Below are 21,939 nucleotides of genomic sequence, written 5' to 3'. Positions count from 1 at the left end.
GATAGGTGGGATGCCTGCTCTGCGCGAACACCACCCGCTCAACACCCGCACCGCACAGTCCCGACTGGTGCGGGCGTACCGCGGCGATCGCCCCGACGTGACGCCGGTGTGGTTCATGCGGCAAGCCGGCCGATCGCTGCCGGAGTACCGCGAGCTGCGTGCGCGCACCGACGGCCCCGACCGCGACATGCTCGACACGTGCCTCGTGCCGGAGCTCGCGAGCGAGATCACGCTCCAGCCCGTGCGCCGCCACGGCGTCGACGCCGCCATCTTCTTCAGCGACATCATGGTGCCGCTGCGGCTCGCGGGCGTCGATGTCAAGATCGAGCCGGGCGTCGGCCCGGTCGTGGCGCAGCCCATCCGCACCCCGGACGACGTCGACCGCCTGGTCGCGCTCGATCCGGCGGGCCTCGACACGGCGCTCGAGCCCGTGCGCGAGGGCGTCCGCCAGACGATCGCCGGCCTCGCCGAGATCGGCGACGGGTCGACGCCGCTGATCGGCTTCGCGGGCGCGCCGTTCACGCTCGCCGCCTACCTCGTGGCCGGCCGACCGTCGAAGGACCACCTCGAGGCGCGCACGCTCATGCGCGCCTTCCCCGACGCGTGGGATCGGCTCGCCCGCTGGACCGCCGACGTCACGGGCCGCTTCCTGCGCGCGCAGGTGCAGGAGGGCGCCTCCGCCGCGCAGCTGTTCGACTCGTGGGCGGGCTCGCTGCCGCTCGAGCAGTACCGCGAGCACGTCGCGCCCGCATCGCGGATCGCGCTCGACGCCGTGCGCGACCTGACCGACGCGACGGGCCGCCGCGTGCCGCTCGTGCACTTCGGCGTCGGCGCTGGCGAACTCTACGGCGCGATGGACCTCGATGTCGACTGCGTCGGCGTCGACTGGCGGGTGCCGCTCGACGTCGCGCTCGAGCGCATCGACTCCGAGGTGACCGTGCAGGGCAACCTCGATCCGGCCGTGCTGGGCGCGCCCTGGGAGATCGTCGAGGCCGCCATCGACCACGTCATGATGGCCGGCTCGGTCGCCCGCGCACACGTGTTCAACCTCGGCCACGGGGTGCCGCCGTCGACCGACCCGACGGTGCTCACGCGCATCGTGGAGGCGGTGCACGCTCGGTGACCGATCAGGCTGGGCAGACGGATGCGTCGCCGCTGCCCGAGGGCCGGCGCTGGGACACGATCGTGGCCGGCGCCGGAGTCGCCGGGCTGACGGTCGCGCACGAGCTGGCCGGTCGCGGCTACCGGGTGCTCGTGCTGGACGCATCCGACCGGCTCGGGGGCGTCGCCTCGCGCATCGACGTCGACGGCCTCGCGCTCGACGCGGGCGCGGAGTCGTTCGCCACTCGCGGCGGCGCCGTCGCCGAGCTGGCCCGAGCGCTCGGCCTCGGCGACGAGATCGTCGGCCCGAATCCCGCCGGCGCGTGGCTGCAGCTCGCGGACCGCGCGGTGCCGCTGCCGAAGGCGACGCTGCTCGGCATCCCCTCGTCGCCGCTCGCGCGCGACGTCATCGACGCGCTCGGCTGGGGCGGCGCGCTGCGCGCCTACCTCGACCGGCTCATGCCCGTGCTCCGCATCGGCAAGGACGACGCGCTCGGCCCGCTCGTGCGGCGACGGATGGGCCGCAAGGTGCTCGACCGGCTGGTCGCGCCGCTCGCCGGCGGGGTCTACTCCGCCGACCCCGACCGGCTCGACGTCGCGACGGTCGCGCCCGGCCTCAACAACGCGCTCACGCAGGCCGGCTCGCTCTCCGGCGGGGTCGCGGTCGTGCTCGAGGAGCGCGCCGTCGCCGTCGCTCGCGGTGACGCCGCGCCGAGCAACGCGAGCAGGCCCGGCTCGGCCGTGCAGGGCATCCGCGGGGGCATCCATCGCCTGACCGCCGCGCTCGCCGGCAGCGCCCGAGAGCACCGCGCCGAGCTGCGCACCGGCACCCGCGTGCGGTCGGCGGCGCCGACCCCGACCGGCTGGCGGGTCGAGACGGATGCCGGCGCGCTCGACGCGTCGTCGCTCGTCGTCGCGCTCCCCGAGGCACAGGCGCTGCGCGTGCTCGGCGAGCTGGGCGGCTTCGCGCCGCTGCGGACCGATGCGGCGGGCGTCACGGTCGAGCTCGTCACGCTCGTGTTCGCCCCCGGCGCGATCGAGGGCGACCCGCGCGGCACCGGTGTGCTCGTCGCGGCCGACGCGCACGGCATCCGCGCGAAGGCCATGACGCACGCGACGGCGAAGTGGCCGTGGCTGCGCGAGGCCGCGCAGGGCCGCGAGATCGTGCGGCTCTCGTACGGCGCGGGCGATGCCGCCCCGGCGACGGAGGGCCTCGACGACGCCGCTGCCGCGGCGCTTGCACTGCAGGACGCCCGCGCCATCTTCGGCCGCGACCTGCCCGCGCCCGTGGCGAGCGCGCGCGTGCGCTGGGAGCAGGGCCAGCCGACGAGCGTCGTCGGTGCGCGCGCCCGGCAGCTCGCGCTGCGCGCCGCCGCCGACGCGCACCCCAACCTGACCGTCGTCGGCGCAGCGGTCGCCGGCACCGGCCTGGCGCAGGTCGTGCCCGACGCCCGCGCGGCAGCGCTCGGCGTCCGCCGCGAGCGCTTCGCGGTGCCCGGCACGCCGTGGACGGACGATGTGACGGCCGACGAGCTGGAGACATCAGCGGACGGCGACGCGCGCAGCGCGACCGCCGTCGGAGCACGAGACGAAGACGAGCGAGGAGAGGCATGAGCGAGCACACGCAGCAGCAGCAGCAGACGCAGGGCGACGGCTACACGATCTGGAGCGTCCACCGCAGGGCCCAGGGGTCGGCGACACAGAGCGCGACCGCGGGGACCGGCGGGACGCCGCTCGCCGACGAGGTCGCCGCGCTCGAGGCCGAGGGCGTCGTGGTGCGCGGCATCTACGACGTCTCGGGCCTCCGTCACGACGCCGACATCATGGTGTGGATGCACGGCAGCGACCCGCAGGCGCTGCAGGCGGCCGTGCGCCGCGTGCGCCGCAGCCGAGAGCTCGCGGGGACGACCCAGTCATGGGGCGCGATGGGTGTGCACCGCGACGCCGAGTTCAACAAGAGCCACGTGCCCGGCTTCCTGCGCGGCATTGAGCCGAAGGGGTGGCTGACCGTCTACCCGTTCAACCGCTCCTACGACTGGTACCTGCTGCCGCCCGAGGACCGCAGCCGGATGCTCGCCGAGCACGGTCGCGCCGGGGCCGCCTACCGGGGCGTCGTCGCCAACACCGTTTCGGCGTTCGCGCTCGGGGACTACGAGTGGCTGCTGCCGCTCGAGGCCGACGAGCTCACCGATCTGGTGGACATGATGCGCGAGCTGCGCAACACCGAGGCGCGACTGCACGTGCGCGAGGAGATTCCGTTCTACACCGGCCGCCGGATCGCGGTCGACGAGATCGAGGAGGTGCTCGCGTGAGCGACACGACGACCAGCGGGTGCTGCGGCGGTGGGTGCTGCGGCGGCACGCAGCAGCAGACCCAGCAGCAGCAGGCGCAGGAGCAGCAGGCGGAGCAGCAGCGGCGCGAGACGAAGGCCGCGGCCGCGACGGGCGTGCACCTCGAGCCCGGCGCGGCCGTGCCGAGCGCGACCCCGGCTGCGCAGGCCGGGCCCGAGCACGTCGAGGAGCCGGTCGCGTACGACGGCATCCTGCTCTCGGGCTTCGGCGGTCCGGAGGGGCAGGACGACGTCATCCCCTTCCTCCGCAACGTCACGCGCGGCCGAGGCATCCCCGACGAGCGCCTCGAGGAGGTGGCCGGTCACTACCGCCACTTCGGCGGCGTGAGCCCCATCAACGACCAGAACCGCGAGCTGAAGGCCGCGCTCGAGGGCGCGCTTGCCGCCGCGGGCCTCGACCTGCCCGTCTACTGGGGCAACCGCAACTGGGCGCCCTACCTCGACGAGGCCCTGCGCGAGGCGGCGGACGCCGGCGCGACCCGCCTGATCGCCATCCCCACGTCGGCGTACTCGTCGTACTCGTCGTGCCGCCAGTACCGCGAGGACTGGGCGGATGCGCTCGAGGCGACGGGGCTGCAGGCATCGATGCAGATCGACAAGGTGCGGCAGTTCTTCAACCACCCGGGCTTCCTCGCCCCGTTCGTCGACGGCGTGCGCGCCACGGTCGCCGAGGCGCGCGACGCGGGCTTCGCCGACGCCGACATCGAGGTGCTCTTCGCGACCCACTCCATCCCCACCGCCGACGCGGAGCGCTCGGGCGCCCCCGACCTCCACGAGTGGGGACCGGGCGGCGGCTACGAGGGCCAGCACCTCGCGGCGGCCGAGTACGTCATGGCGGAGGCCGCGCCCGGCGTCGCCTGGCAGCTCCTCTACCAGTCGCGCTCCGGTCCGCCCTCGCAGCCGTGGCTCGAGCCCGACATCAACGACGCGATCGAGGCCCTCGCAGGCGATGAGCAGCGCGGCGCGAAGGCCATCGTCATCGTGCCGCTCGGCTTCGTGAGCGACCACATGGAGGTCATGTGGGACCTCGACGAGGAGGCCATCGAGACGGCCACCGAGGCAGGCCTCTGGGTGCGTCGCGCGCCGACGCCGGGCGTCGACCCGCAGTACGTGGGCGCGCTCGTCGACCTCGTGCAGGAGCGGCTCGAGGGCCGGCCCGCTGCCGAGCGCAAGGCCGTCACGTCGATCCACCCCTGGTACGACGTCTGCCGCCCCGGCTGCTGCGAGAACCCCCGCCTGGGCTTCCGGCCCGCGATCGCCGGGCTGCAGCCGTGAGCGCGCTCAAGGTCGGCACGCGCGGCTCGGAGCTCGCGATGGCCCAGTGCGGGGCCCTCGCCGCGCGCTTCGACGCCGAGGTCGAGCTCGTGCCGATCACGACGCAGGGCGACACCGACCGCTCGTCGCTGCTGCAGATCGGCGGCACGGGCGTCTTCGTCTCCGCGCTGCGGGATGCGCTGCTCGACGGCCGCGTCGACGTCGCGGTGCACTCGATGAAGGACCTGCCGACGGCACCGGCCGACGGGATCGAGCTCGCCGCCGTCTCGAAGCGCGAGGACGCCCGTGACGCCCTGTGCGCGCGCGACGGGCTCACGCTCGCCGAGCTGCCGGAGGGCGCGCGAGTCGGCACCGGCTCGCCGCGCCGCATGGCGCAGCTGCGGGTCGCTCGGCCCGACCTCGAGGTCGTCGACATCCGCGGCAACGTGCCGACGCGCCTCTCGCGCGCGCAGGGCGACGCGCCCGACCTCGACGCGGTGGTGCTCGCGCTCGCGGGCCTCAAGCGCCTCGGGCTCGAGGATCGGGCGACCGACATCCTCGACCTGATCGACTTCCCGACGGCGCCCGCGCAGGGTGCGCTCGCGGTCGAGATCCGCGCGGGTGACGCGGCCAGCCGCGCCGCGGTGGCGAGGACCGACCACGCGTCGACCCGCGCGGCCGTCGACGCGGAGCGCCGCGTGCTCGCGGGGCTCGAGGCCGGCTGCTCCGCGCCGCTCGCCGCGCACGCGGAGGTCGCCGACGGGATGCTCTTCCTCTCGGCGATCGCGTACGCGACCGACGGGTCGAGCAAGGTCGGCGCATCCCACGCCTTCACGCTCGACTCGACGAAGGCGCCGGAGCTCGCGGAGGCGGCGCGCGACGTCGCCGATCGCGCCGTGGCCGAGCTGCTCGAGGGCGGCGCGGCCGACCTCGTGCACGAGGCGCGCGCCTAGGACGAGCACTCGGGAGCGTCTGCGAGGATGCCCACCACCGATCACCGATTGCGAGGCAGCCATGCGCGTCCTGATCCCTCGCGGCGGCAGCTGCGGCGACGAGGTCGCGCGGCTCGTCACCGAGGCGGGCTTCGAGCCGCTGATCCTGCCGCTCGTGCGCATCGATCCGGCCGAGGACCAGGCGCGCCTGCAGCTGATCCTCGGCCAGCTGTCGGAGGGCCGCTACGACTGGCTCGTCGTCACGAGCCAGTCGACCGTGCGGGTGCTGCCGCCGGTGCCGTCATCGGTGCAGGTCGCGGCGGTCGGCTCGGTCACGGCCGCATCCCTGCGGGAGCGCGGCGTGCCGGTCGCGTTCATCCCCACGAAGCAGTCGGCGGCCGGACTGGTCGACGAGTGGCCGATCCGCGAGGGCAGGGTGCTCTGGCCGCACGCGCTCGACGCGCGTCCGACGATCGCCGACGGCCTCCGCCAGCACGGCATGCAGGTGACAGAGGTGGTCGCCTACCGCACGGTGCCCGTGTTCGAGTCGGGGGAGCAGCTCGTCGAGGCGGCCGTGCAGAGCGGCTCGCTGCCCGCGATCGATGAGATCTCCGCCCGGCGGCAGCAGGAGCTGCAGCCCGCCGGCCGGGACGGCCAGGACGCCGTGCTCACCGCGGTCGAGCCGGCCGAGACGCCCATCGATGCGGTGCTCGTCACCTCCGGCTCGGTGGCGAAGCAGGTCGCCCGGCTCGGGCTCGCCGCCGACACGCTCGTCGTGGCGATCGGCGAGCAGACGGCCGAGGACTGCCGCAAGCACGGCCTGCAGGTCGCGGGCGTCGCCGAGCGACCGAACGCCGAGTCGCTCGTCGCCGCCCTCGCGGCATCCGCGCACTGATCCCTCGACGTCGCGGGTGGTCGCTCGCCGGTCATTTCGCCGCCACCACCCGCGACGTCGAGGAAGAGGGCGGCGTAGCCTGGCCGCATGGCCGACTCGAACCCCGCACTCAACGCGCTCGCCGCATCCGGCCTCGAGCACGAGATCACCAGGCACGGTCGCATGGGATCGCTCGCCGAGGCGGCCGCCGCCCGCGGCGTCGAGCCGGCGGACATCATCAAGACGATGGTGGTGCGCCGCGCCGAGGACGACCACCTGCTCGTGCTCGTGCCCGGCGACCGCACCATCGCGTGGCCGAAGCTGCGCGAGCTGCTGGGCGTCAGCCGGCTCTCGATGCCCGACGCCGATGCCGCGTTCACCGTCACGGGCTTCCGTCGTGGCACGATCACGCCGTTCGGCACCGCGCGTCCGCTGCCGGTCATCGCCGACGAGCGCGTGCGGGGCCGCCGCGTCTCGATCGGCGCGGGCGAGCACGGCGTGGCCGCCACGGTCGACGGCGACGCGCTCGTCGCGCACCTGCAGGCGCAGGTCGCCGACGTCACCGATCCCGAGGGCTGAGCGCCTCGGGGGAGCCGTCGGGCAGTGCCCGCAGCACCTCGAGCACCTGCTCGGCGGGCATCTCGCACGGACGCAGCAGCGTGCCGGACTCGGTGCGCCACACGTTCGCGCTCATTCGGCGGGCACCCCCGAGCTCCTCGCCGTCGATCGTGCTCGAGCGACCGCCCGCACGGTCGACCCGCGTGATCCCCCACGCGCGCTCGCCGATGAGCACCCTGGTCCAGCCGAGCGGCACGCGGGCCACCAGCGCATCCAGCTCGTCATCGCCCGTCATGCGGCAACGCTAGCCGCCGTGTGCTTCCGCTGCCGCTCGAGCTCCGCTAGCCTGTTCCGGCAATCGTCGGCGGTGTCAGCGCCGACGCCCTACGCCAGGAGGCAGCCGAGATGATCGAGATCCGCGGAGCCGCGACACCGCGCTGACCCGACGACCACGCATCGTCGACGCATCCGTCAGCGCTCATCCGCTCTCGGAGGATCTCTCTTGGCACACCCGCTCATCGCGCTCTCGCGCGTCACGTTCCACTGGCCCGACGGCACCCCGGTCTTCGGCGGTCCCGACGGCGTCTCCGGCGCGCTCGGCCACGGCCGCACGGGCCTCGTCGGCCGCAACGGGGCCGGCAAGTCCACACTGCTGCGGCTCATCGCCGGCGCGCTCACCCCCGCGACCGGCGACCTGACCGTCCACGGCACGGTCGCGACGCTGCCGCAGCAGCTCGCGCTCGGGCCCGGCACGGTGGCGGATGCGCTCGGCATCGCGGCCGCGCTCGACGCCATCGAGGCGATCGAGGCCGGCGACGTCGCACCGCACCGGTTCGACGCGGTCGGCGACCGCTGGGGGATCGAGGCGGAGGCGCTCGCCGAGCTCGCCGCGCTGGGCCTGCGCGGCGATGCCGGCCTGCTCCGTCGGCCCATCGCATCGCTCTCCGGCGGAGAGGCCGTGCTGGTCGGGCTCGCGGCCATCCGGCTGCAGCGCGCCGACATCGCGTTGCTCGACGAGCCGACGAACAACCTCGACGCCGAGGCGCGCGGCCGGCTGCACGACGCCGTCTCGGGCTGGCGCGGCTCGCTCGTGGTCGTGAGCCACGACATCGAGCTGCTCGAGCGCGTCGACCGCATCGCAGAGCTGCACGCCGGGACGGCGAGCGGTCGCGGCGCCGGGCTCCGCACCTTCGACGGCCCGTACTCCGTCTACCGCGAGGCCGTCGAGGCCGAGCAGGCGGTCGCGGAGCGCGACGTGCGCGATGCCGAGCAGCAGCTGCGCCGCCAGCGGCGCGACCGGATCGAGGCGGCCGCGCAGCGCTCGCGGGCCGAGGCGGCCGGGCGTCGTGCGGCCAGCGCGGGCGGCATCCCGAAGATCTACGCCGGGAACCTGCAGAACCGATCAGAGGTCACCTCGGCGAGGTCCCGGACGCTGCACGCGGGGCGCGAGGCGGTGGCCGCGGCGGCGCTCGAGGCGGCCGTGGAGCAGCTGCGAGAGGACCGCGCCATCCGCATCACGCTGCCCGACACCCGCGTGCATGCCGGTCGCGATGTGCTCCTCCTGCGCGCGGCGACCGGACCGGTGCTCGTCCGCGGGCCAGAGCGCATCGCGCTCACGGGACCGAACGGCGCGGGCAAGACGACCCTGCTCGAGGCGATCGCCGGTGCCTCGGCGCCTGACGCGAGGCCGGCGCCCGTCGCCGCGGTGACGCACCGCATCCGTGAGACGGCGCTGCTGCCGCAGCGCATCCGCTTCGGCGACGAGGACGCCACGCTCGTCGACGCGGTGCGCGAGACGGCGCCCGCTCGGCCGCCGCAGGAGGCGCGGGCGCAGCTGGCCCGGTTCCTGTTCCGGGGCTCGCGCGCCGAGCATCGCGTGCACGAGCTCTCCGGCGGGGAGCGGTTCCGGCTCGCCCTCGCGCGACTGCTGCTCGCGGACCCGGCGCCGCAGCTGCTGCTGCTCGACGAGCCCACGAACTCGCTCGACCTCGACAGCGTCGACCGGCTCGTCGAGGCGCTCGCCGCCCACGAGGGCGCGCTCATCGTGGTGAGCCACGACGAGGCCTTCCTCGACCGGCTCGCACTCACGCGCCGGTGGGCGATCGAGGAGGGCTCGCTCGTCGACCGTCCCGCGTGAGCGGCGTAGCATCCGACCATCACCCGTCCGCGCAGCGTCCATCCTTGAAGGGGCAGCCATGCACGTCGATCCCGCGACGCTCGACGCGGCCGTGGAGAAGAGCGCGTTCACCGGCGTCGCGACGGTCGACGTCGGCGACCGGCGCACGCTCGAGCGCTGCGAGGGCTTCCTGCACCGGGCGCTGCGCGTGCCGATGACGCCGGACGCGCGCATCGCGATCGCGAGCGGCAGCAAGGGGTTCACGGCGCTCGCGGTCATGCGCCTCGTCGAGGACGGTGGACTGCGGCTCGACCAGCGCGTGCGCGAGCTGCTCGGCGACGACCTGCCGCTCATCGACGACGCCGTGACGGTCGAGCACCTGCTCACCCACACGTCGGGCATCGGCGACTACCTCGACGAGGAGGCCGACTGGGAGCCGTCGGACCACGTGCTGACGCTGCCCGTGCACACGCTCACGACCGCCGAGGCGTTCCTGCCGATGCTCGACGGCCACGAGGCGAAGTCCTCGCCGGGCGAGCGGTTCGCGTACTGCAACGGCGGCTACATGGTGCTCGCGGTGCTGCTCGAGCGGGTGACGGGCGAGTCGTACCACGAGGCCGTGCGCCGCCTCGTGCTGCGCCCCGCCGGTCTCGAGCGCACCGGCTTCCTGCCGCTCAACGCGCTGCCGGCGGATGCGGCGCCCGGGTACGTGCTCGACGAGGGCGACCTCGTCAACACGCTCCACCTTCCCGTGCTCGGCAACGGCGATGGCGGGGCGTTCACGACCGCCGGCGACCTGCACCGGTTCTGGCTCGCGCTGCAGGCCGGCCGCATCGTCTCGCGCGAGACGCTCGCCACGATGGTCGAGCCGCGGCACGACGTGCCCGATGAGCGCAAGCGCTACGGCATGGGCTTCTGGCTGCACCCGACGCACGACGCGCTCATCCTCGAGGGCTACGACGCCGGCGCATCCTTTCGCTCCACCCACATCGTCGCGTCGCAGACCACCGTGAGCGTGCTCGGCAACAGCTCGGAGGGCGGCTGGCCGCTCATCTACGCCCTGCAGGACGCGATCGACGCCGAGCTGGGCGCATGAGCGACGCCGGCATGGATGATCCTCGTGTGCTCGGCCCCGACCTCGCGGCGACGCCGTTCACCGCCGACGACATCCGCGAGGCGAATCCCGACGGCCGCCGGCTGCTCGTGCGCACGCGGCTCGGCGGCCTCGTGACGTTCCACTGCGACAGCTTCGCAACGGGCGACGCCGACGGCTGCGCGCTCACGCAGGTCGTGACGGATGCGTCGGGCACGCCCGTCGACGAGCCGCGCACCGCGAGGGTCACCTGGCGCGAGCTGCAGGAGCACGCCGCCTTCCCGGCGGCGGCCACGACGATCGCGAGGGAGCGCATCGCCTCGCCGCTCGGCGAGCTCGAGTGCCTGCGGTACGAGGTGCGGCGCGAGGCGGGCATCGCGACGTTCTGGTTCGCGCCCGAGCATCCCGGCATGCCGGTGCGCTACGAGACGGCCGACGGCGCGCTCGTCGAGGTGGTCGCGGTCGACTGACCGGGGGTCCGGTCCGTCGAACTTCCCCGAACTCCGAGCTTTCGCCGCGAAGCCCCGGACTTCGGGGAAGTTCGACGCGATCCGTCTCCTACGCGCCCGGCACCACGACCGCGCGGCCGCGCACGGGCTTCTCGACCTCGACCAGCTCGGGTCGCTGCCCGAACGCCGTGTACTGCACTGCCTGCATGATGCGCTCCTTCGATCGTGGTCGAGGCGCCGTCGTCGAGCGACGCCGGCGCCTCGCTGCACCTCCACCCTAGGCACGGCGCATGCTCGACGGCATGGCACCTCCGGGTGCATCGTTGGGCAGACGACAGGGCGGGAGGCTCCGATGGTCGAGCGAGTGGATGTGGTGGTGCTGGGGATGGGTCCCGGCGGCGAGGTGCTGGCGTCGCGCCTGCTCGACGCCGGCAAGCGCGTGGCGGTCGTCGAGCGCGAGCTCATCGGCGGGGAGTGCGCCTACTGGGCATGCGTGCCGTCGAAGACGCTCCTGCGGCCCGCCGAGGCGGCGTCGGCGGTGGATGCGACGGCCGGCGCGACCGGCGCCAGGCTCGACTGGCCGAGGGCGAGCGACTACCGCGACACGATGATCCGCCACCTCGACGACGGCAAGCAGGCAGCGGAGTACGCAGAGCGAGGCGCCCTCGTCCGGCGCGGCGAGGGGCGGATCACGGCGCCGGGGCGCGTGCGCGTCGGCGATGAGGAGCTCGCCGCCGACCACATCGTGATCGCGACCGGCACCGTGCCCGTCGTGCCGCAGCTCGAGGGCCTCGACGACGTGACGGCGTGGACGAACCGCGAGACGTACACGGCGACCGACCTGCCGGCTCGCGCTGTCGTGCTGGGCGGCAGCGCCGTCGGCATCGAGACCGCCACCTTCCTCGCGCGGTTCGGCGTCGCGGTCGTGCTCGTGCAGCGAGGGGAGCGCCTGCTCAAGCGCGAGGAGCCGCGGGTCAGCGAGCTCGCGCTCGCGCAGCTGCGCGCGATCGGCGTCGACGTGCGGCTCGGCGCCGCGCCCACCCGCGCTCGCCGCGACGAGGACGAGACCGTGCTCGAGCTCGACGACGGCACCGAGGCGCGCGGCGACGTGCTCATCCTGAGCACGGGCCGCCGCGCGCGCACCGACGACCTGGGCCTCGACGCGGTCGGCATCGAGCCCGGAGAGCGCGGAGAGGTGCGGGTCGACGAGCACTGCCGCGCGGCCGAGGGCGTGTGGGCCATCGGCGACGTCACGGGCGCGATGCCCTTCACGCACGTCGCGAAGTACCAGGGGAGGATCGCCGCGGACGCGATCCTCGGCCGGCCGCGGCCCGCCACGTACGACGGGATCCCGCGCGTCGTGTTCGGCGATCCCGAGATCGCCGCGGTGGGGCTGACGGCGGCACAGGCCGACGAGCGCGGCATCCGCTCGGCCGCGACCGAGCTCGACCTCGCGGCGTCGCTCGCGAAGCCCTGGACGTGGGAGGAGGAGCCCGGCGGGCACCTGGGCCTGCTCGCCGACGCGGACGCCCAGGTGCTCGTCGGTGCCTGGGCCGTCGGCCCCATGGCGGGCGAGTGGATCCACCATGCGGCGCTCGCGGTGCGCACGCGCATCCCCCTCGACGTGCTGCGCGACCAGGTCGCGCAGTTCCCGACGTTCCACGAGGCGTACCTCGCCGCTCTGGAGCGCCTCGAGGCGTAGCGGCGGGGCCCCCGGCTGAGGCGACCGGGAGAGTACCCTTGAGGGGATGCCTCCCACCCTCCGCCCCCGCAGGCTGCGGCAGAGCGCTCCCATGCGCCGCCTCGTGGCCGAGACCCGCATCCACCCCGCGCAGCTCGTGCTGCCGATGTTCGTGGCTGAGGGGCTCGACGAGCCCCGCCCCATCTCGTCGATGCCCGGTCAGGTGCAGCACACGCTCGACTCGGCCGCGAGCGAGGTCGAGCGCGCGATCGCGGCCGGCGTCGGCGGCATCATGCTGTTCGGCGTGCCGACCGAGAAGGATGCGGTGGGCTCCGGCGCGACCGACCCCGACGGCATCCTCAACCGGGCGACGCGCTTCCTCGCGGAGCGCTTCGGCGACGCGACGGTCGTGCAGACCGACCTGTGCCTCGACGAGTTCACCGATCACGGCCACTGCGGCGTGCTCGCGAGCGACGGCTCGGTCGACAACGACGCGACGCTCGCGCGCTACGCCGGGATGGCGCTCGCGCAGGCCGAGGCCGGCTCCCGCATCCTCGGGCTCAGCGGCATGATGGACGGCCAGGTCGAGCACGTGCGCGCCGCGCTCGACGCCGCCGGCCACCTCGACACGGCCATCCTCGGGTACTCGGCGAAGTACGCGTCCGCGCTGTACGGCCCGTTCCGCGAGGCCGTCGACTCGAGCCTGCAGGGCGACCGCAAGACCTACCAGCAGGACCCGGCCAACCGCCGTGAGGGCCTGCGCGAGGCACTGCTCGACATCGCCGAGGGCGCCGACATCGTGATGGTGAAGCCGGCCAGCCTCTACCTCGACGTGCTCGCCGACGTCGCCGCCGCATCCGACGTTCCCGTGTGGGCCTACCAGGTCTCCGGGGAGTACGCGATGGTCGAGGCCGCCGCCGCGAACGGCTGGATCGACCGCGACCGGATGATCGCCGAGAGCCTCACGAGCATCGTGCGCGCCGGCGCCGACGTCGTGCTGACCTACTGGGCCATCGAGCAGGCGCAGCTGCTGGGCACACAGGGACTGGGGGCACGATCATGAGCACGAACGCCGAGCTGTTCGAGCGGGCGAAGCTCGCCATCCCCGGGGGCGTCAACAGCCCCGTGCGCGCCTTCGGCTCGGTGGGCGGCACACCCGCGTTCCTCGTGCGCGCCAAGGGCGCCCACGTGACGGATGCGGAGGGCCGCGACCTCGTCGACCTCGTCGCCAGCTGGGGTCCCGCGATCCTCGGCCACGCGCATCCCGAGGTCGTCGAGGCGGTGCAGGACGCCGCAGCGCACGGGCTGTCGTTCGGCGCGTCGACGCCCGCGGAGGCGCTGCTCGCCGAGGAGGTGGAGCGCCGCGTCGGTCCGGTCGAGCGGCTGCGGCTCGTCTCGACCGGCACCGAGGCGACGATGACGGCGATCCGGCTCGCGCGCGGGGCGACCGGCCGCGACCTGCTCGTGAAGTTCGACGGGCACTACCACGGCCACTCCGACGGCCTGCTCGTCGCCGCCGGCTCGGGCCTCGCGACGCTCGCGATGCCCGGCTCCGCCGGCATCCCCGCTTCCGTCGCCGCGACCACGGTCGTCGTGCCGTACAACGACCGTGACGCCATCGAGCGGCTCTTCGCCGAGCGCGGCGATCAGATCGCGGCCATCATCGTCGAGGCGGCGGCGGCCAACATGGGCGTCGTCGAGCCGGATGGCGACTTCAACGGCTTCCTCGCCCGCACCGCGCACGCGCACGGCGCGCTGCTCATCAGCGACGAGGTGCTCACCGGCTTCCGCGTCCACCGCTCCGGCATGTGGGGGCTCGAGGAGTGGACGGGCGACGAGGCCCCCGACCTCATGACGTTCGGCAAGGTGATCGGCGGCGGCATGCCGCTCGCGGCCCTCGGCGGCCGACGCGACCTCATGGAGCTGCTCGCCCCGATGGGCCCGGTCTACCAGGCGGGCACGCTGTCGGGGAACCCGGTCGCGGTCGCGGCCGGGCTCACGACGCTGCGGCTCGCGACCGACGAGGTCTACCGGCGGCTCGACCACGCCGCCGACGTCATCACCGGCGCGCTGACGGATGCGCTGCGCGCGGAGGGCGTCGCGCACGCCATCACGCGCGTCGGCAGCCTCTTCTCCGTCGCGTTCCGCGAGGGCGCCCCGCGCGACTTCGACGAGGTGCGGGCGCAGGACGCGTTCCGCTACCCGCCGTTCTTCCACGCGATGCTCGATGCGGGCGTGAGCCTGCCGCCGAGCGTGTTCGAGGCCTGGTTCGTCACCGCCGCGCACGACGAGGCGGCGCTCGGGCGCATCCTCGAGGCCCTGCCGGCTGCAGCGCGCGCGGCTGCGGGGGCTCGCGCCGCCTGACCGTACCCCTGGTCCGCACGGCGCTCGCGGACTACCGTGGCGGCATGGCGAGCGTGCCGATCTGCCCGAACTGCGGCTCCGCCCTGCGCGAGATCGTGTGGGGGTACGGGACGATCGCCGACGTCGAGGACGCGGGCGACGTCGTGATCGGCGGATGCGTCATCGACGTCGACGACGTCGGTCGCGTGGCGGCGATGCAGTGCCCGATCTGTGGCACGCGCACCGATGCGGAGGGCGTCGCGCTCGAGGCTCCGCAGCCGCCGGCGACGACCGAGCATCCCTTCGACGTGAGCTTCAGCAGCCCGCCGCGCGAGAGATGGGAGGTCACCATGACGGATCCAGGCCCAAGCGGCCACGGTGGACAGGAGACGCCGGACGCGGAGAGCGCGCCCGGTGCGCCGGACGGCGGCGGTCTCGGCTTCGTCGACGAGGACTTCGGCGGCTCGCGCCCGGGCGGCGACGGCTGGCGCGAGCGGGTCGAGCCGTACGCCTCGCGTGACGACCCGCTGCCGCCACCCTCGGCCCCGGCGCCCGAGCGGGTCGAGCCGTACGCGTCGCGGGAGGACGCCGTGCCCGGCGCTGGGCAGGCGACGCCCGACCGCGTCGAGCCCTACGCGGCGCGCAGCGGCGACCTGCCGCCCGCCTCCGCCCCGTCCCGCGAGCACGTCGACCCGTACGCGTCGCGCGACGACGTGGTGCCGCAGGCGACCGGTGCGTGGCAGGAGCGGATCGAGCCCTACGCCGGTGCACCCGGCGAGGAGCCCGCGCCTGCCGCCGAGGCGGCGGCGGAGCCGCCGGCACCCGGCGAGGCGATCGATGCGCGGTCGCTGTTCACGAGCGACTTCACCGACGCCGAGGAGGAGGGCTGGCCGCCGGGCAGCCGCGACGACTGACGCGCCTCGACCCGATCGATCGTCAGAAAAGCCGCGCGCGCCCCGAGTCGATGCCGCGCATCTCGTCGTAGTCCAGCACGACGCAGCGGATGCCGCGGTCCTCGGCGAGCGTGCGCGCCTGCGGCTTGATCTCCTGCGCCGCGAACACCCCCGTGACGGGGGCGATGCGCGGGTCGCGGTTCAGCAGCTCGAGGTAGCGGGTGAGCTGCTCGACGCCGTCGATCTCGCCGCGGCGCTTGATCTCCACGGCGACGGTCGCGCCGCCCTCGTCCTTCGCCAGGATGTCGACCGGTCCGATGGGCGTCATGTACTCGCGCCGCCACAGCGCGAAGCCGTCGCCGAGGCGCTCGATCTGCTCCGCCAGCAGCACCTGCAGGTGCGCCTCCACGCCGTCCTTCACGAGCCCCGGGTCGACGCCGAGCTCGTGGCTCGAGTCGGCGAGCACCTCGTGCACCGAGACGATGAGCGAGTCGCCGGTCTTCTTGTGCGTGACCGTCCAGATCTCGGTGACGCCCGCATCCCGCTGATCCTCGTCGGGCTCGGTCGCGTTGAAGACGGCGGGCGGGCTCATCCAGTTGAGCGGCTTGTACGAGCCGCCGTCCGAGTGCACGAGGATCGAGCCGTCGGCCTTGAGCATGAGCACGCGGGGAGCGAGCGGCAGGTGCGCCGAGAGGCGGCCCGCGTAGTCGACGGAGCAGTGGGCGACGACGATCCTCACGACCGCACCTCCTTGATGTGGTCGCGCTCGCGCGCGACGTGACTGGTGAGCAGCGAGAGCAGCACGAAGGCGAGCACCGCGAGCAGCGCGAGCCGCAGCCCGACCGCCTCGCCGAGCAGCCCGAGCAGCGGCGGGCCCGCGAGGAAGGCGAGGTAGCCGATCGCCGAGACGGTGCCGACGCGCGCCGCCGCCAGGCGAGGCTCGTCGGATGCGGCACTCATGCCGACCGGGAAGCCGAGGCTCGCGCCCAGGCCCCAGAGCAGCACGCCCGCGACGACGAGCACGGGATGCTCGGCGAAGATGACGAGCAGCAGTCCCACGACCGCGGCCGCTGCGGTCGCGCGCAGCATCGGCACTCGGCCGAACCGCGCGAGCAGCGGCACGCCCAGCAGGCGTCCGGCCGTCATGGCGGTGAGGAACAAGGCGAGCATGAAGGCGCCGCCGCTGTTCGAGAAGCCGTGCCCGTCGACCATCGTGAGCGCGAGCCAGTCGTTGGCACTGCCCTCCGTGAGCGCCATGCCGAGCACGAGCAGCCCGAGCAGCAGGGTGCGCGGGTCCTTCCAGACCGCGAGCCGCTCCCGCAGCGTCACTGGGGCCTCGTGCTCGTCGACGACGTCGTTCGGCAGGAACCGGTGGACGGTGAGGCCGAGGACGACGATGACGCCCGCGACGATCGTCGCCTGCCACCCGAGCCCGATGCCCAGCACCTCGCACAGCCCGCCGACCCCCGCGCCCGCGACGGTGCCGAGCGAGTAGAACGCGTGGAAGATCGGCATGATGGGCTTGCCCACGGCCCGCTCGTTCGCGGCGCCCGAGATGTTCATCGCGACGTCGGCGATGCCGGTGAGGCTGCCGCCCGCGAGGAAGCCGACGAGGAGCAGCGGCACGTCGCCCGCGTCCGCCGCCCAGCCGGCGAAGGCGAGGCCGATCGAGACGGCGATCATGCCGTACGACGCGGCGACCCGCGTGCCGACGGCGTGCACGACGTGGCTCGCGGCCAGCAGGCCGACGAGCGAGCCGATCGCGATGCCGAGCAGGATGAGCCCCATCTCGCCCGTCGAGACGTCGAGCACGTCGCGCACGTAGGGGATGCGCGCCAGCCAGCTCGCGAAGCCGAAGCCCATCGCGAAGAAGATCGCGAAGACGGCGTTGCGCCAGGCGGTCACGGAGTGCACCGAGCCATTCTGCCGTGCCGCACGGAGCGCCGCGGCCATCGCTTGCGAACTTGCGCAAGAGTGCAAGACCGTCGAGCATGGTGCCATGCGCCGAGCCCTCGCCCATCCCGCCTATCGCCGTCTCTTCCTGGCACAGGTGATCGCGCTGGCTGGCACGGGCCTCGCGACGGTCGCGCTCGGGCTCCTCGCATTCCAGCTCGAGCCCGCGGGCGCCGCCGGCGTGCTGGGCACCGCGTTCACCATCAAGATGGTCGCGTACGTCTTCGTCGCCCCGCTCGCCGCAGCCCTGCTCGCGCGTCTCCCGCGACGCGCGGTCATGGTGGGTGCCGACATCGTTCGCCTGCTGGTCGCCGCCTCACTGCCATTCGTCACCGACGTCTGGCAGATCTACGTGCTCATCTTCGTGATGCAGGCGGCATCGGCGACGTTCACCCCCACCTTCCAGTCCGTCATCCCCGACGTGCTCGAGCATGAGGAGGACTACACCGCCGCGCTCTCGCTCTCTCGCCTGGCCTACGACCTCGAGGCCGTGCTCTCGCCGGTGCTCGCCGCCGTGCTGCTGCTGCTGGTACCCGCGAACGCCCTCTTCTTCGGCACGGCGCTCGGCTTCGCCGCCTCGGCGCTCCTGGTGCTCGCGACCGCCGTGCCGGCGCGGCACGTCGAGCCGGACGCACCCGAGCTGCCGTTCGGTGACCGGGCGCGCCACGGCATCCGCCTGTTCGTGCGGACTCCGACGCTGCGGCCGATCCTCGCCCTGAATCTCACGGTCGCCGCCGCTGGCGCGTTCGTGCTCGTGCAGACGGTCGTGATCGCGAAGAGCTCGCTCGGGCTCGGCGACGAGGCGGTGGCGCTGCTCCTGGCGGCGAACGGCGCCGGCTCGATGGCGGCGGCGTTCGCCCTCCCGCGGATGCTGGAGCGCGTGAGCGAGCGGCGAGTGATGCTGGGCGGTGCCGTGCTGCTGTCGATCGCCACCGCGCTCGCGGCGGCCGCCGTGACGGTGCCCACGCTGCAGGGCGCCGTGCTCGTCGGGGCACTGTGGTTCGCCGTCGGCATCGGTTGGGGAGCCGTCGAGACGCCGGTCGGCAGGCTCATCCGTCGCGACGTCGACCCCGCGGACCGCGGCGCCGCGTTCGCCGCGCAGTTCTCGCTCTCACATGCCTGCTGGCTCGTCACCTACCCGATCGCCGGCTGGCTGGGGGTCATCGGCCTGCCCGGCACGGCTCTCGTGCTCGCCGGTGTCGCCGTCTTCGCGACGGTCGTCGCGTGGCGGCTGTGGCCCGCGAATGCCACGGCACGGGCGTCGTCTGGCACCATGCACGCATGACCGCGCCCAGCGCCCCGAGCACCGCCCGAGCGGCTGCGGCGTCCTCAGCGCCGAGCGCGGAGGAGATCGCCACCGCGGCTGCGGTGCTCAAGCTGCTCGCCGACCCGACGCGCCTGGCCATCCTCGCGATGCTCGACGGTCGGGAGCTGCCGGTCGGCGCGATCGCCGCGGCGTTGCAGCGCCCGCTGCCCGCCGTCTCGCAGCACCTCGCGAAGCTGCGTGCGCACGGGCTCGTGGTCGCTCGACGTGACGGCAGCTCGGTGCACTACGGCCAGCCCGACGCCCACGTCGCGCGGCTCGTGACGAACGCCCTGCACCACGCCGAGCACCTGCTGCACGCGACGCCGCCGCACCACGCGCGGTGAGGCACCCGCGCTGCCGCGACAGGAGTAGCGTCAGCGCCGTGGTGGACACGGTCATCGAGACCCCTGTCATCCAGACCACGGGTCTCGACAAGCGGTTCGGGCACGTGCAGGCGCTCGACGGGCTCGACCTCGTCGTGCAGCGGGGCGATGTGCACGGCTTCCTCGGCCCGAACGGCGCGGGCAAGTCGACCGCGATCCGGGTGCTGCTCGGGATGCTCCGCCCGTCGGGCGGCGAGGCGAGCGTGCTCGGCATGGACCCATGGCACGACGCGGTCGCGATCCACCGCCGCGTCGCGTACGTGCCGGGCGACGTGACGCTGTGGCCGAGCCTGACGGGCGGCGAGGCGATCGACACGATCACGCGGCTGCGCGGTCACCGGGCACCCGCAGCCGACCGCGCCAGGCTCATCCGCGCCTTCGACTTCGATCCGCGGCGCAAGTCGAAGACCTACTCGAAGGGCAACCGGCAGAAGGTCGCCCTCATCGCGGCGTTCGCGAGCGAGGCCGACCTCTACATCCTCGACGAGCCGACCAGCGGGCTCGACCCGCTGATGGAGAGCGTCTTCCAGGCGGAGGTGCGCCGGGTCGCCGATCGCGGCGCGACCGTGCTGCTCTCGAGCCACATCCTCAGCGAGGTGGAGCGGCTGTGCTCGCGGGTGTCGATCATCCGCGACGGCGCGATCGTCGAGGCCGGCACCCTCGACGAGCTGCGGCACCTGCAGCACACGGTGGTCGCCTACCGGGGTCCGGCTCCGATCGGCGTGCCGATAGCCGATGTCGCGGTCGACGGCGATCGCGTGCGCGGATCGATCGCGGGGGAGGACGTGCCTGCCGTGCTGCGCTGGCTCGGCGAGCACGGGGCGCGCAGCGTCACGCTCTCGCCGCCGAGCCTCGAGGAGCTGTTCCTGCGCCACTACGGCGATCAGCCGCGGGTCGATCGGGCGCGCGCCGAGCGCGCCATCGGCGAGCGGCATGCGGATGCGTCGTCCGCTCCGGCGGCGGGTGCCGAGTCCGCGCGGCCCGCGGGCCACGGCCGCCACTCGAGGTGAGCATGCAGGGCGTCGGCATCCTGCTCGCGGCAGCGCTGCGGCGCGACCGCCTGACCCTGCTGCTGTGGGTGGTCGGCGTCGCCGGCCTGTGGGCCGCCGGCGTCGGCGGCGTCGGTGCCGCCTTCGACGAGGAGGCGCGCGGCGGGATCGTGGCGCTGCTGTCGGCGCAGCCCGCGCTCCTGATGTTCCGCGGTGCTCCGGCCGGCACGACGCTCGGCGCCGTGATGTTCGTCTCGACGTACAGCTACCTCGCCGTCATGGTGGCGTTCATGATGACGTTCTTCGCCGTGCGGCACTCCCGCGGCGACGAGGACGCGGGACGCGCGGAGCTCGTGCGGGGCACCGCGGTCGGCCGCTGGGCGCCGCTCGTCTCGACGGTGCTCGCAGGCGCGATCGAGCTGCTCGTGGTCTGCGGCGCCACGTTCGCTGCGTCCGTCGCGCTCGGGCTGCCAGCACAGGGCTCGGCCATGCTGGCAGCGGCGCTGTTCGGCGTCGGGATCGCGGCGATGCTGGTGGGCCTGCTCGCCGGCCAGGTGTTCCCCACGTCGCGCGCCGCGAGCGGCGCCGCGTCGATCGTCGTCGGCGTCTGGTTCTTCACGCGCGGCATCGGGGATGCCCTGGGGGAGCCGAGCGCCGACCTCACTCGGGTGGAGTCGGCGTGGCCCAGCTGGGCATCGCCGATCGGCTGGGGCGCCCTCGCGCATCCGTTCGCCGACGAGCCCTGGGCTCCCGACGGCACCCCGCTGCTGCTGTTCCTCGCGGCCGCCGCGGTGCTGGGCGCGGTCGTGGTCGCCCTCGAGTCCCGGCGCGAGCTGGGCCGGTCGCTGCTGGCGGAGCGACCGGGGCGCGGTGCCGGCAGCGCGCTGCTCGGCTGGCGTCCCGCCGGTGCGCCCGTCGGGCTCACCGGGCGCCTGCTGCTGGGCGCGTCGGTCGGCTGGGCCGTCGTGGGGCTCGTCATGGGCCTGCTCGCGGGCCGGATGGCGCCGATCGTCGCCGACGCGCTCGAGAGCAACCCCGCGCTGGGAGCCATCGTGACCCAGCTCGGCGAGGAGGGCGGCGGCGACACCGAGGGCACGTTCATCACGGCGCTCGCCGGCATCCTCAGCGTCGTCGCGAGCGCGGCGGCGATGCAGGCGGTGCTGCGGCTGCGGCACGAGGAGCAGGCGCACGGCGAGCTGGTGCTCGCGACGCCGGTGCGGCGCTCCGGCTGGCTCGGCAGCCACCTGCTGCTCGGTGCGCTGACGGCGCTCGCGATCCTCGCCGTCTTCACGGTCGTCACCGGCGCGTCGCTCGCCGCGAACGACGACGACCGCTGGGGCCAGCTGGTCGACATCGCCGTCACGCACCTGCCGCTCGTCGCGATCTACCTCGCGGTCGGGGCGGCGCTCGTCGCGTTCCTGCCGTCGACCGTCGCCTGGCTCGGCTGGGTGCTGCTGATCGGGCTCATGCTCGTCGGCGAGTTCGCGCCGCTGTTCGGCGACGCGTGGGAGTGGATCGAGAACCTCAGCCCCTTCCACTGGGTGGCGAACCCGCTGGCGGCCCAGCCCGACTGGACGGGCAGCTGGTGGCTCCTGGGCATCGCGGCCGCGCTGCTGACGGCGTCGGCGCTGCGCTTCCGCCGGCGCGACGCGCTGGTCTGAGCC

Annotated in this window: 21 protein-coding genes; 18 read left to right on the top strand and 3 right to left on the bottom strand. The window is 74.3% G+C overall.

Features of this window, described 5'->3' with window-relative positions; translation table 11 throughout:
• Nucleotides 1–10: 10 nt before the first annotated feature.
• The 7 genes from hemE (at nucleotide 11) to ACLQ21_RS04710 (ending at nucleotide 7,090) form a co-directional block, all read left to right on the top strand.
• A complete protein-coding gene (gene hemE / locus ACLQ21_RS04740; RefSeq protein WP_425661989.1) occupies nucleotides 11–1,123 on the top strand; it encodes a uroporphyrinogen decarboxylase in 1,113 nt (370 codons plus the stop codon).
• A complete protein-coding gene (gene hemG, locus ACLQ21_RS04735; RefSeq protein WP_425661987.1) occupies nucleotides 1,120–2,715 on the top strand; it encodes a protoporphyrinogen oxidase in 1,596 nt (531 codons plus the stop codon). The genes hemE and hemG overlap by 4 nt, the downstream gene beginning before the upstream one ends.
• Complete coding sequence (hemQ, locus tag ACLQ21_RS04730; RefSeq protein ID WP_425661985.1) at nucleotides 2,712–3,413, top strand: hydrogen peroxide-dependent heme synthase; 702 nt, start codon at nucleotides 2,712–2,714, stop codon at nucleotides 3,411–3,413. Before hemG ends, hemQ begins: the two co-directional genes overlap by 4 nt.
• 134 nt (nucleotides 3,414–3,547) lie before the next feature.
• On the top strand, nucleotides 3,548–4,726 hold the full coding sequence (locus tag ACLQ21_RS04725; RefSeq protein WP_425662409.1) for a ferrochelatase: 1,179 nt from the start codon (nucleotides 3,548–3,550) through the stop codon (nucleotides 4,724–4,726).
• The gene (gene hemC / locus ACLQ21_RS04720; protein WP_425661983.1) at nucleotides 4,723–5,658 is read left to right on the top strand and encodes a hydroxymethylbilane synthase; all 936 of its coding nucleotides are present in this window, start codon (nucleotides 4,723–4,725) and stop codon (nucleotides 5,656–5,658) included. Before ACLQ21_RS04725 ends, hemC begins: the two co-directional genes overlap by 4 nt.
• Nucleotides 5,659–5,719: 61 nt before the next feature.
• On the top strand, nucleotides 5,720–6,532 hold the full coding sequence (locus tag ACLQ21_RS04715) for a uroporphyrinogen-III synthase (RefSeq protein WP_425661981.1): 813 nt from the start codon (nucleotides 5,720–5,722) through the stop codon (nucleotides 6,530–6,532).
• Between the two features lie 87 nt (nucleotides 6,533–6,619).
• Nucleotides 6,620–7,090 (top strand): aminoacyl-tRNA deacylase, encoded by a 471-nt coding sequence (locus tag ACLQ21_RS04710; protein WP_425661979.1) that lies wholly within the window; start codon nucleotides 6,620–6,622, stop codon nucleotides 7,088–7,090.
• Here ACLQ21_RS04710 and ACLQ21_RS04705 read toward each other — a convergent pair.
• Entirely contained in the window at nucleotides 7,071–7,364 is a 294-nt protein-coding gene (locus ACLQ21_RS04705; protein WP_425661977.1) for a hypothetical protein, read from the bottom strand. The two genes, ACLQ21_RS04710 and ACLQ21_RS04705, sit on opposite strands and share 20 nt — an antisense overlap.
• Before the next feature lie 207 nt (nucleotides 7,365–7,571).
• Here ACLQ21_RS04705 and ACLQ21_RS04700 point away from each other — a divergent pair, with 207 nt between their 5' ends.
• The 7 genes from ACLQ21_RS04700 to ACLQ21_RS04670 all read left to right on the top strand — a co-directional run bounded on the left by ACLQ21_RS04700 (nucleotide 7,572) and on the right by ACLQ21_RS04670 (nucleotide 15,665).
• Nucleotides 7,572–9,206, top strand: coding sequence for an ATP-binding cassette domain-containing protein (locus ACLQ21_RS04700; protein WP_425661975.1), 1,635 nt, complete (start codon nucleotides 7,572–7,574; stop codon nucleotides 9,204–9,206).
• Nucleotides 9,207–9,264: 58 nt separating this feature from the next.
• Nucleotides 9,265–10,281 (top strand): serine hydrolase domain-containing protein, encoded by a 1,017-nt coding sequence (locus ACLQ21_RS04695; RefSeq protein ID WP_425661973.1) that lies wholly within the window; start codon nucleotides 9,265–9,267, stop codon nucleotides 10,279–10,281.
• Between the two features lie 11 nt (nucleotides 10,282–10,292).
• Nucleotides 10,293–10,748, top strand: coding sequence for a hypothetical protein (locus ACLQ21_RS04690; RefSeq protein ID WP_425661971.1), 456 nt, complete (start codon nucleotides 10,293–10,295; stop codon nucleotides 10,746–10,748).
• Between the two features lie 331 nt (nucleotides 10,749–11,079).
• Entirely contained in the window at nucleotides 11,080–12,429 is a 1,350-nt protein-coding gene (locus ACLQ21_RS04685; RefSeq protein WP_425661969.1) for a dihydrolipoyl dehydrogenase family protein, read from the top strand.
• 46 nt (nucleotides 12,430–12,475) lie between these two features.
• Complete coding sequence (gene hemB, locus ACLQ21_RS04680; RefSeq protein ID WP_425661967.1) at nucleotides 12,476–13,471, top strand: porphobilinogen synthase; 996 nt, start codon at nucleotides 12,476–12,478, stop codon at nucleotides 13,469–13,471.
• Complete coding sequence (gene hemL, locus ACLQ21_RS04675; protein ID WP_425661965.1) at nucleotides 13,468–14,772, top strand: glutamate-1-semialdehyde 2,1-aminomutase; 1,305 nt, start codon at nucleotides 13,468–13,470, stop codon at nucleotides 14,770–14,772. Before hemB ends, hemL begins: the two co-directional genes overlap by 4 nt.
• A 44-nt stretch (nucleotides 14,773–14,816) precedes the next feature.
• Nucleotides 14,817–15,665, top strand: coding sequence for a hypothetical protein (locus ACLQ21_RS04670; protein WP_425661963.1), 849 nt, complete (start codon nucleotides 14,817–14,819; stop codon nucleotides 15,663–15,665).
• A 22-nt stretch (nucleotides 15,666–15,687) separates the two neighbouring features.
• Here the strand turns inward: ACLQ21_RS04670 and nucS are convergent, their stop codons facing one another.
• Nucleotides 15,688–16,383, bottom strand: a complete 696-nt coding sequence (gene nucS / locus ACLQ21_RS04665; protein ID WP_425661961.1) for an endonuclease NucS — start codon at nucleotides 16,381–16,383, stop codon at nucleotides 15,688–15,690.
• Entirely contained in the window at nucleotides 16,380–17,558 is a 1,179-nt protein-coding gene (locus ACLQ21_RS04660; RefSeq protein WP_425661960.1) for an MFS transporter, read from the bottom strand. The genes nucS and ACLQ21_RS04660 overlap by 4 nt, the downstream gene beginning before the upstream one ends.
• Nucleotides 17,559–17,643: 85 nt before the next feature.
• Here ACLQ21_RS04660 and ACLQ21_RS04655 point away from each other — a divergent pair, with 85 nt between their 5' ends.
• The 4 genes from ACLQ21_RS04655 to ACLQ21_RS04640 are packed head-to-tail and all read left to right on the top strand — an operon-like array spanning nucleotide 17,644 to nucleotide 21,936.
• The gene (locus tag ACLQ21_RS04655; protein WP_425661958.1) at nucleotides 17,644–18,882 is read left to right on the top strand and encodes an MFS transporter; all 1,239 of its coding nucleotides are present in this window, start codon (nucleotides 17,644–17,646) and stop codon (nucleotides 18,880–18,882) included.
• Nucleotides 18,879–19,247 carry an ArsR/SmtB family transcription factor gene (locus ACLQ21_RS04650; protein ID WP_425661956.1) on the top strand — a complete coding sequence of 123 codons (369 nt, stop codon included), beginning with the start codon at nucleotides 18,879–18,881 and terminating at the stop codon, nucleotides 19,245–19,247. The genes ACLQ21_RS04655 and ACLQ21_RS04650 overlap by 4 nt, the downstream gene beginning before the upstream one ends.
• A gap of 38 nt (nucleotides 19,248–19,285) precedes the next feature.
• The gene (locus ACLQ21_RS04645) at nucleotides 19,286–20,296 is read left to right on the top strand and encodes an ATP-binding cassette domain-containing protein (protein ID WP_425661954.1); all 1,011 of its coding nucleotides are present in this window, start codon (nucleotides 19,286–19,288) and stop codon (nucleotides 20,294–20,296) included.
• The gene (locus ACLQ21_RS04640; RefSeq protein ID WP_425661952.1) at nucleotides 20,293–21,936 is read left to right on the top strand and encodes a hypothetical protein; all 1,644 of its coding nucleotides are present in this window, start codon (nucleotides 20,293–20,295) and stop codon (nucleotides 21,934–21,936) included. Before ACLQ21_RS04645 ends, ACLQ21_RS04640 begins: the two co-directional genes overlap by 4 nt.
• Nucleotides 21,937–21,939 lie beyond the last annotated feature (3 nt).

The organism is Agrococcus sp. DT81.2, assembly GCF_049844935.1.
GTDB lineage: Bacteria > Actinomycetota > Actinomycetes > Actinomycetales > Microbacteriaceae > Agrococcus.
Note: the sequence above shows the minus strand (reverse complement) of the source record. Positions and strands in the feature narration are given on the sequence as shown.

Bases quoted from the DNA above. Each gene is read 5' to 3' on its own strand.
- hemE (WP_425661989.1), top strand. From the start codon at position 11: ATGCCTGCTCTGCGCGAACACCACCCGCTCAACACCCGCACCGCACAG.
- hemQ (WP_425661985.1), top strand. From the start codon at position 2,712: ATGAGCGAGCACACGCAGCAGCAGCAGCAGACGCAGGGCGACGGCTAC.
- ACLQ21_RS04715 (WP_425661981.1), top strand. From the start codon at position 5,720: ATGCGCGTCCTGATCCCTCGCGGCGGCAGCTGCGGCGACGAGGTCGCG.
- ACLQ21_RS04710 (WP_425661979.1), top strand. From the start codon at position 6,620: ATGGCCGACTCGAACCCCGCACTCAACGCGCTCGCCGCATCCGGCCTC.
- ACLQ21_RS04705 (WP_425661977.1), bottom strand. From the start codon at position 7,364: ATGACGGGCGATGACGAGCTGGATGCGCTGGTGGCCCGCGTGCCGCTC.
- ACLQ21_RS04695 (WP_425661973.1), top strand. From the start codon at position 9,265: ATGCACGTCGATCCCGCGACGCTCGACGCGGCCGTGGAGAAGAGCGCG.
- ACLQ21_RS04690 (WP_425661971.1), top strand. From the start codon at position 10,293: ATGGATGATCCTCGTGTGCTCGGCCCCGACCTCGCGGCGACGCCGTTC.
- ACLQ21_RS04685 (WP_425661969.1), top strand. From the start codon at position 11,080: ATGGTCGAGCGAGTGGATGTGGTGGTGCTGGGGATGGGTCCCGGCGGC.
- hemB (WP_425661967.1), top strand. From the start codon at position 12,476: ATGCCTCCCACCCTCCGCCCCCGCAGGCTGCGGCAGAGCGCTCCCATG.
- hemL (WP_425661965.1), top strand. From the start codon at position 13,468: ATGAGCACGAACGCCGAGCTGTTCGAGCGGGCGAAGCTCGCCATCCCC.
- ACLQ21_RS04670 (WP_425661963.1), top strand. From the start codon at position 14,817: ATGGCGAGCGTGCCGATCTGCCCGAACTGCGGCTCCGCCCTGCGCGAG.
- ACLQ21_RS04655 (WP_425661958.1), top strand. From the start codon at position 17,644: ATGCGCCGAGCCCTCGCCCATCCCGCCTATCGCCGTCTCTTCCTGGCA.
- ACLQ21_RS04650 (WP_425661956.1), top strand. From the start codon at position 18,879: ATGACCGCGCCCAGCGCCCCGAGCACCGCCCGAGCGGCTGCGGCGTCC.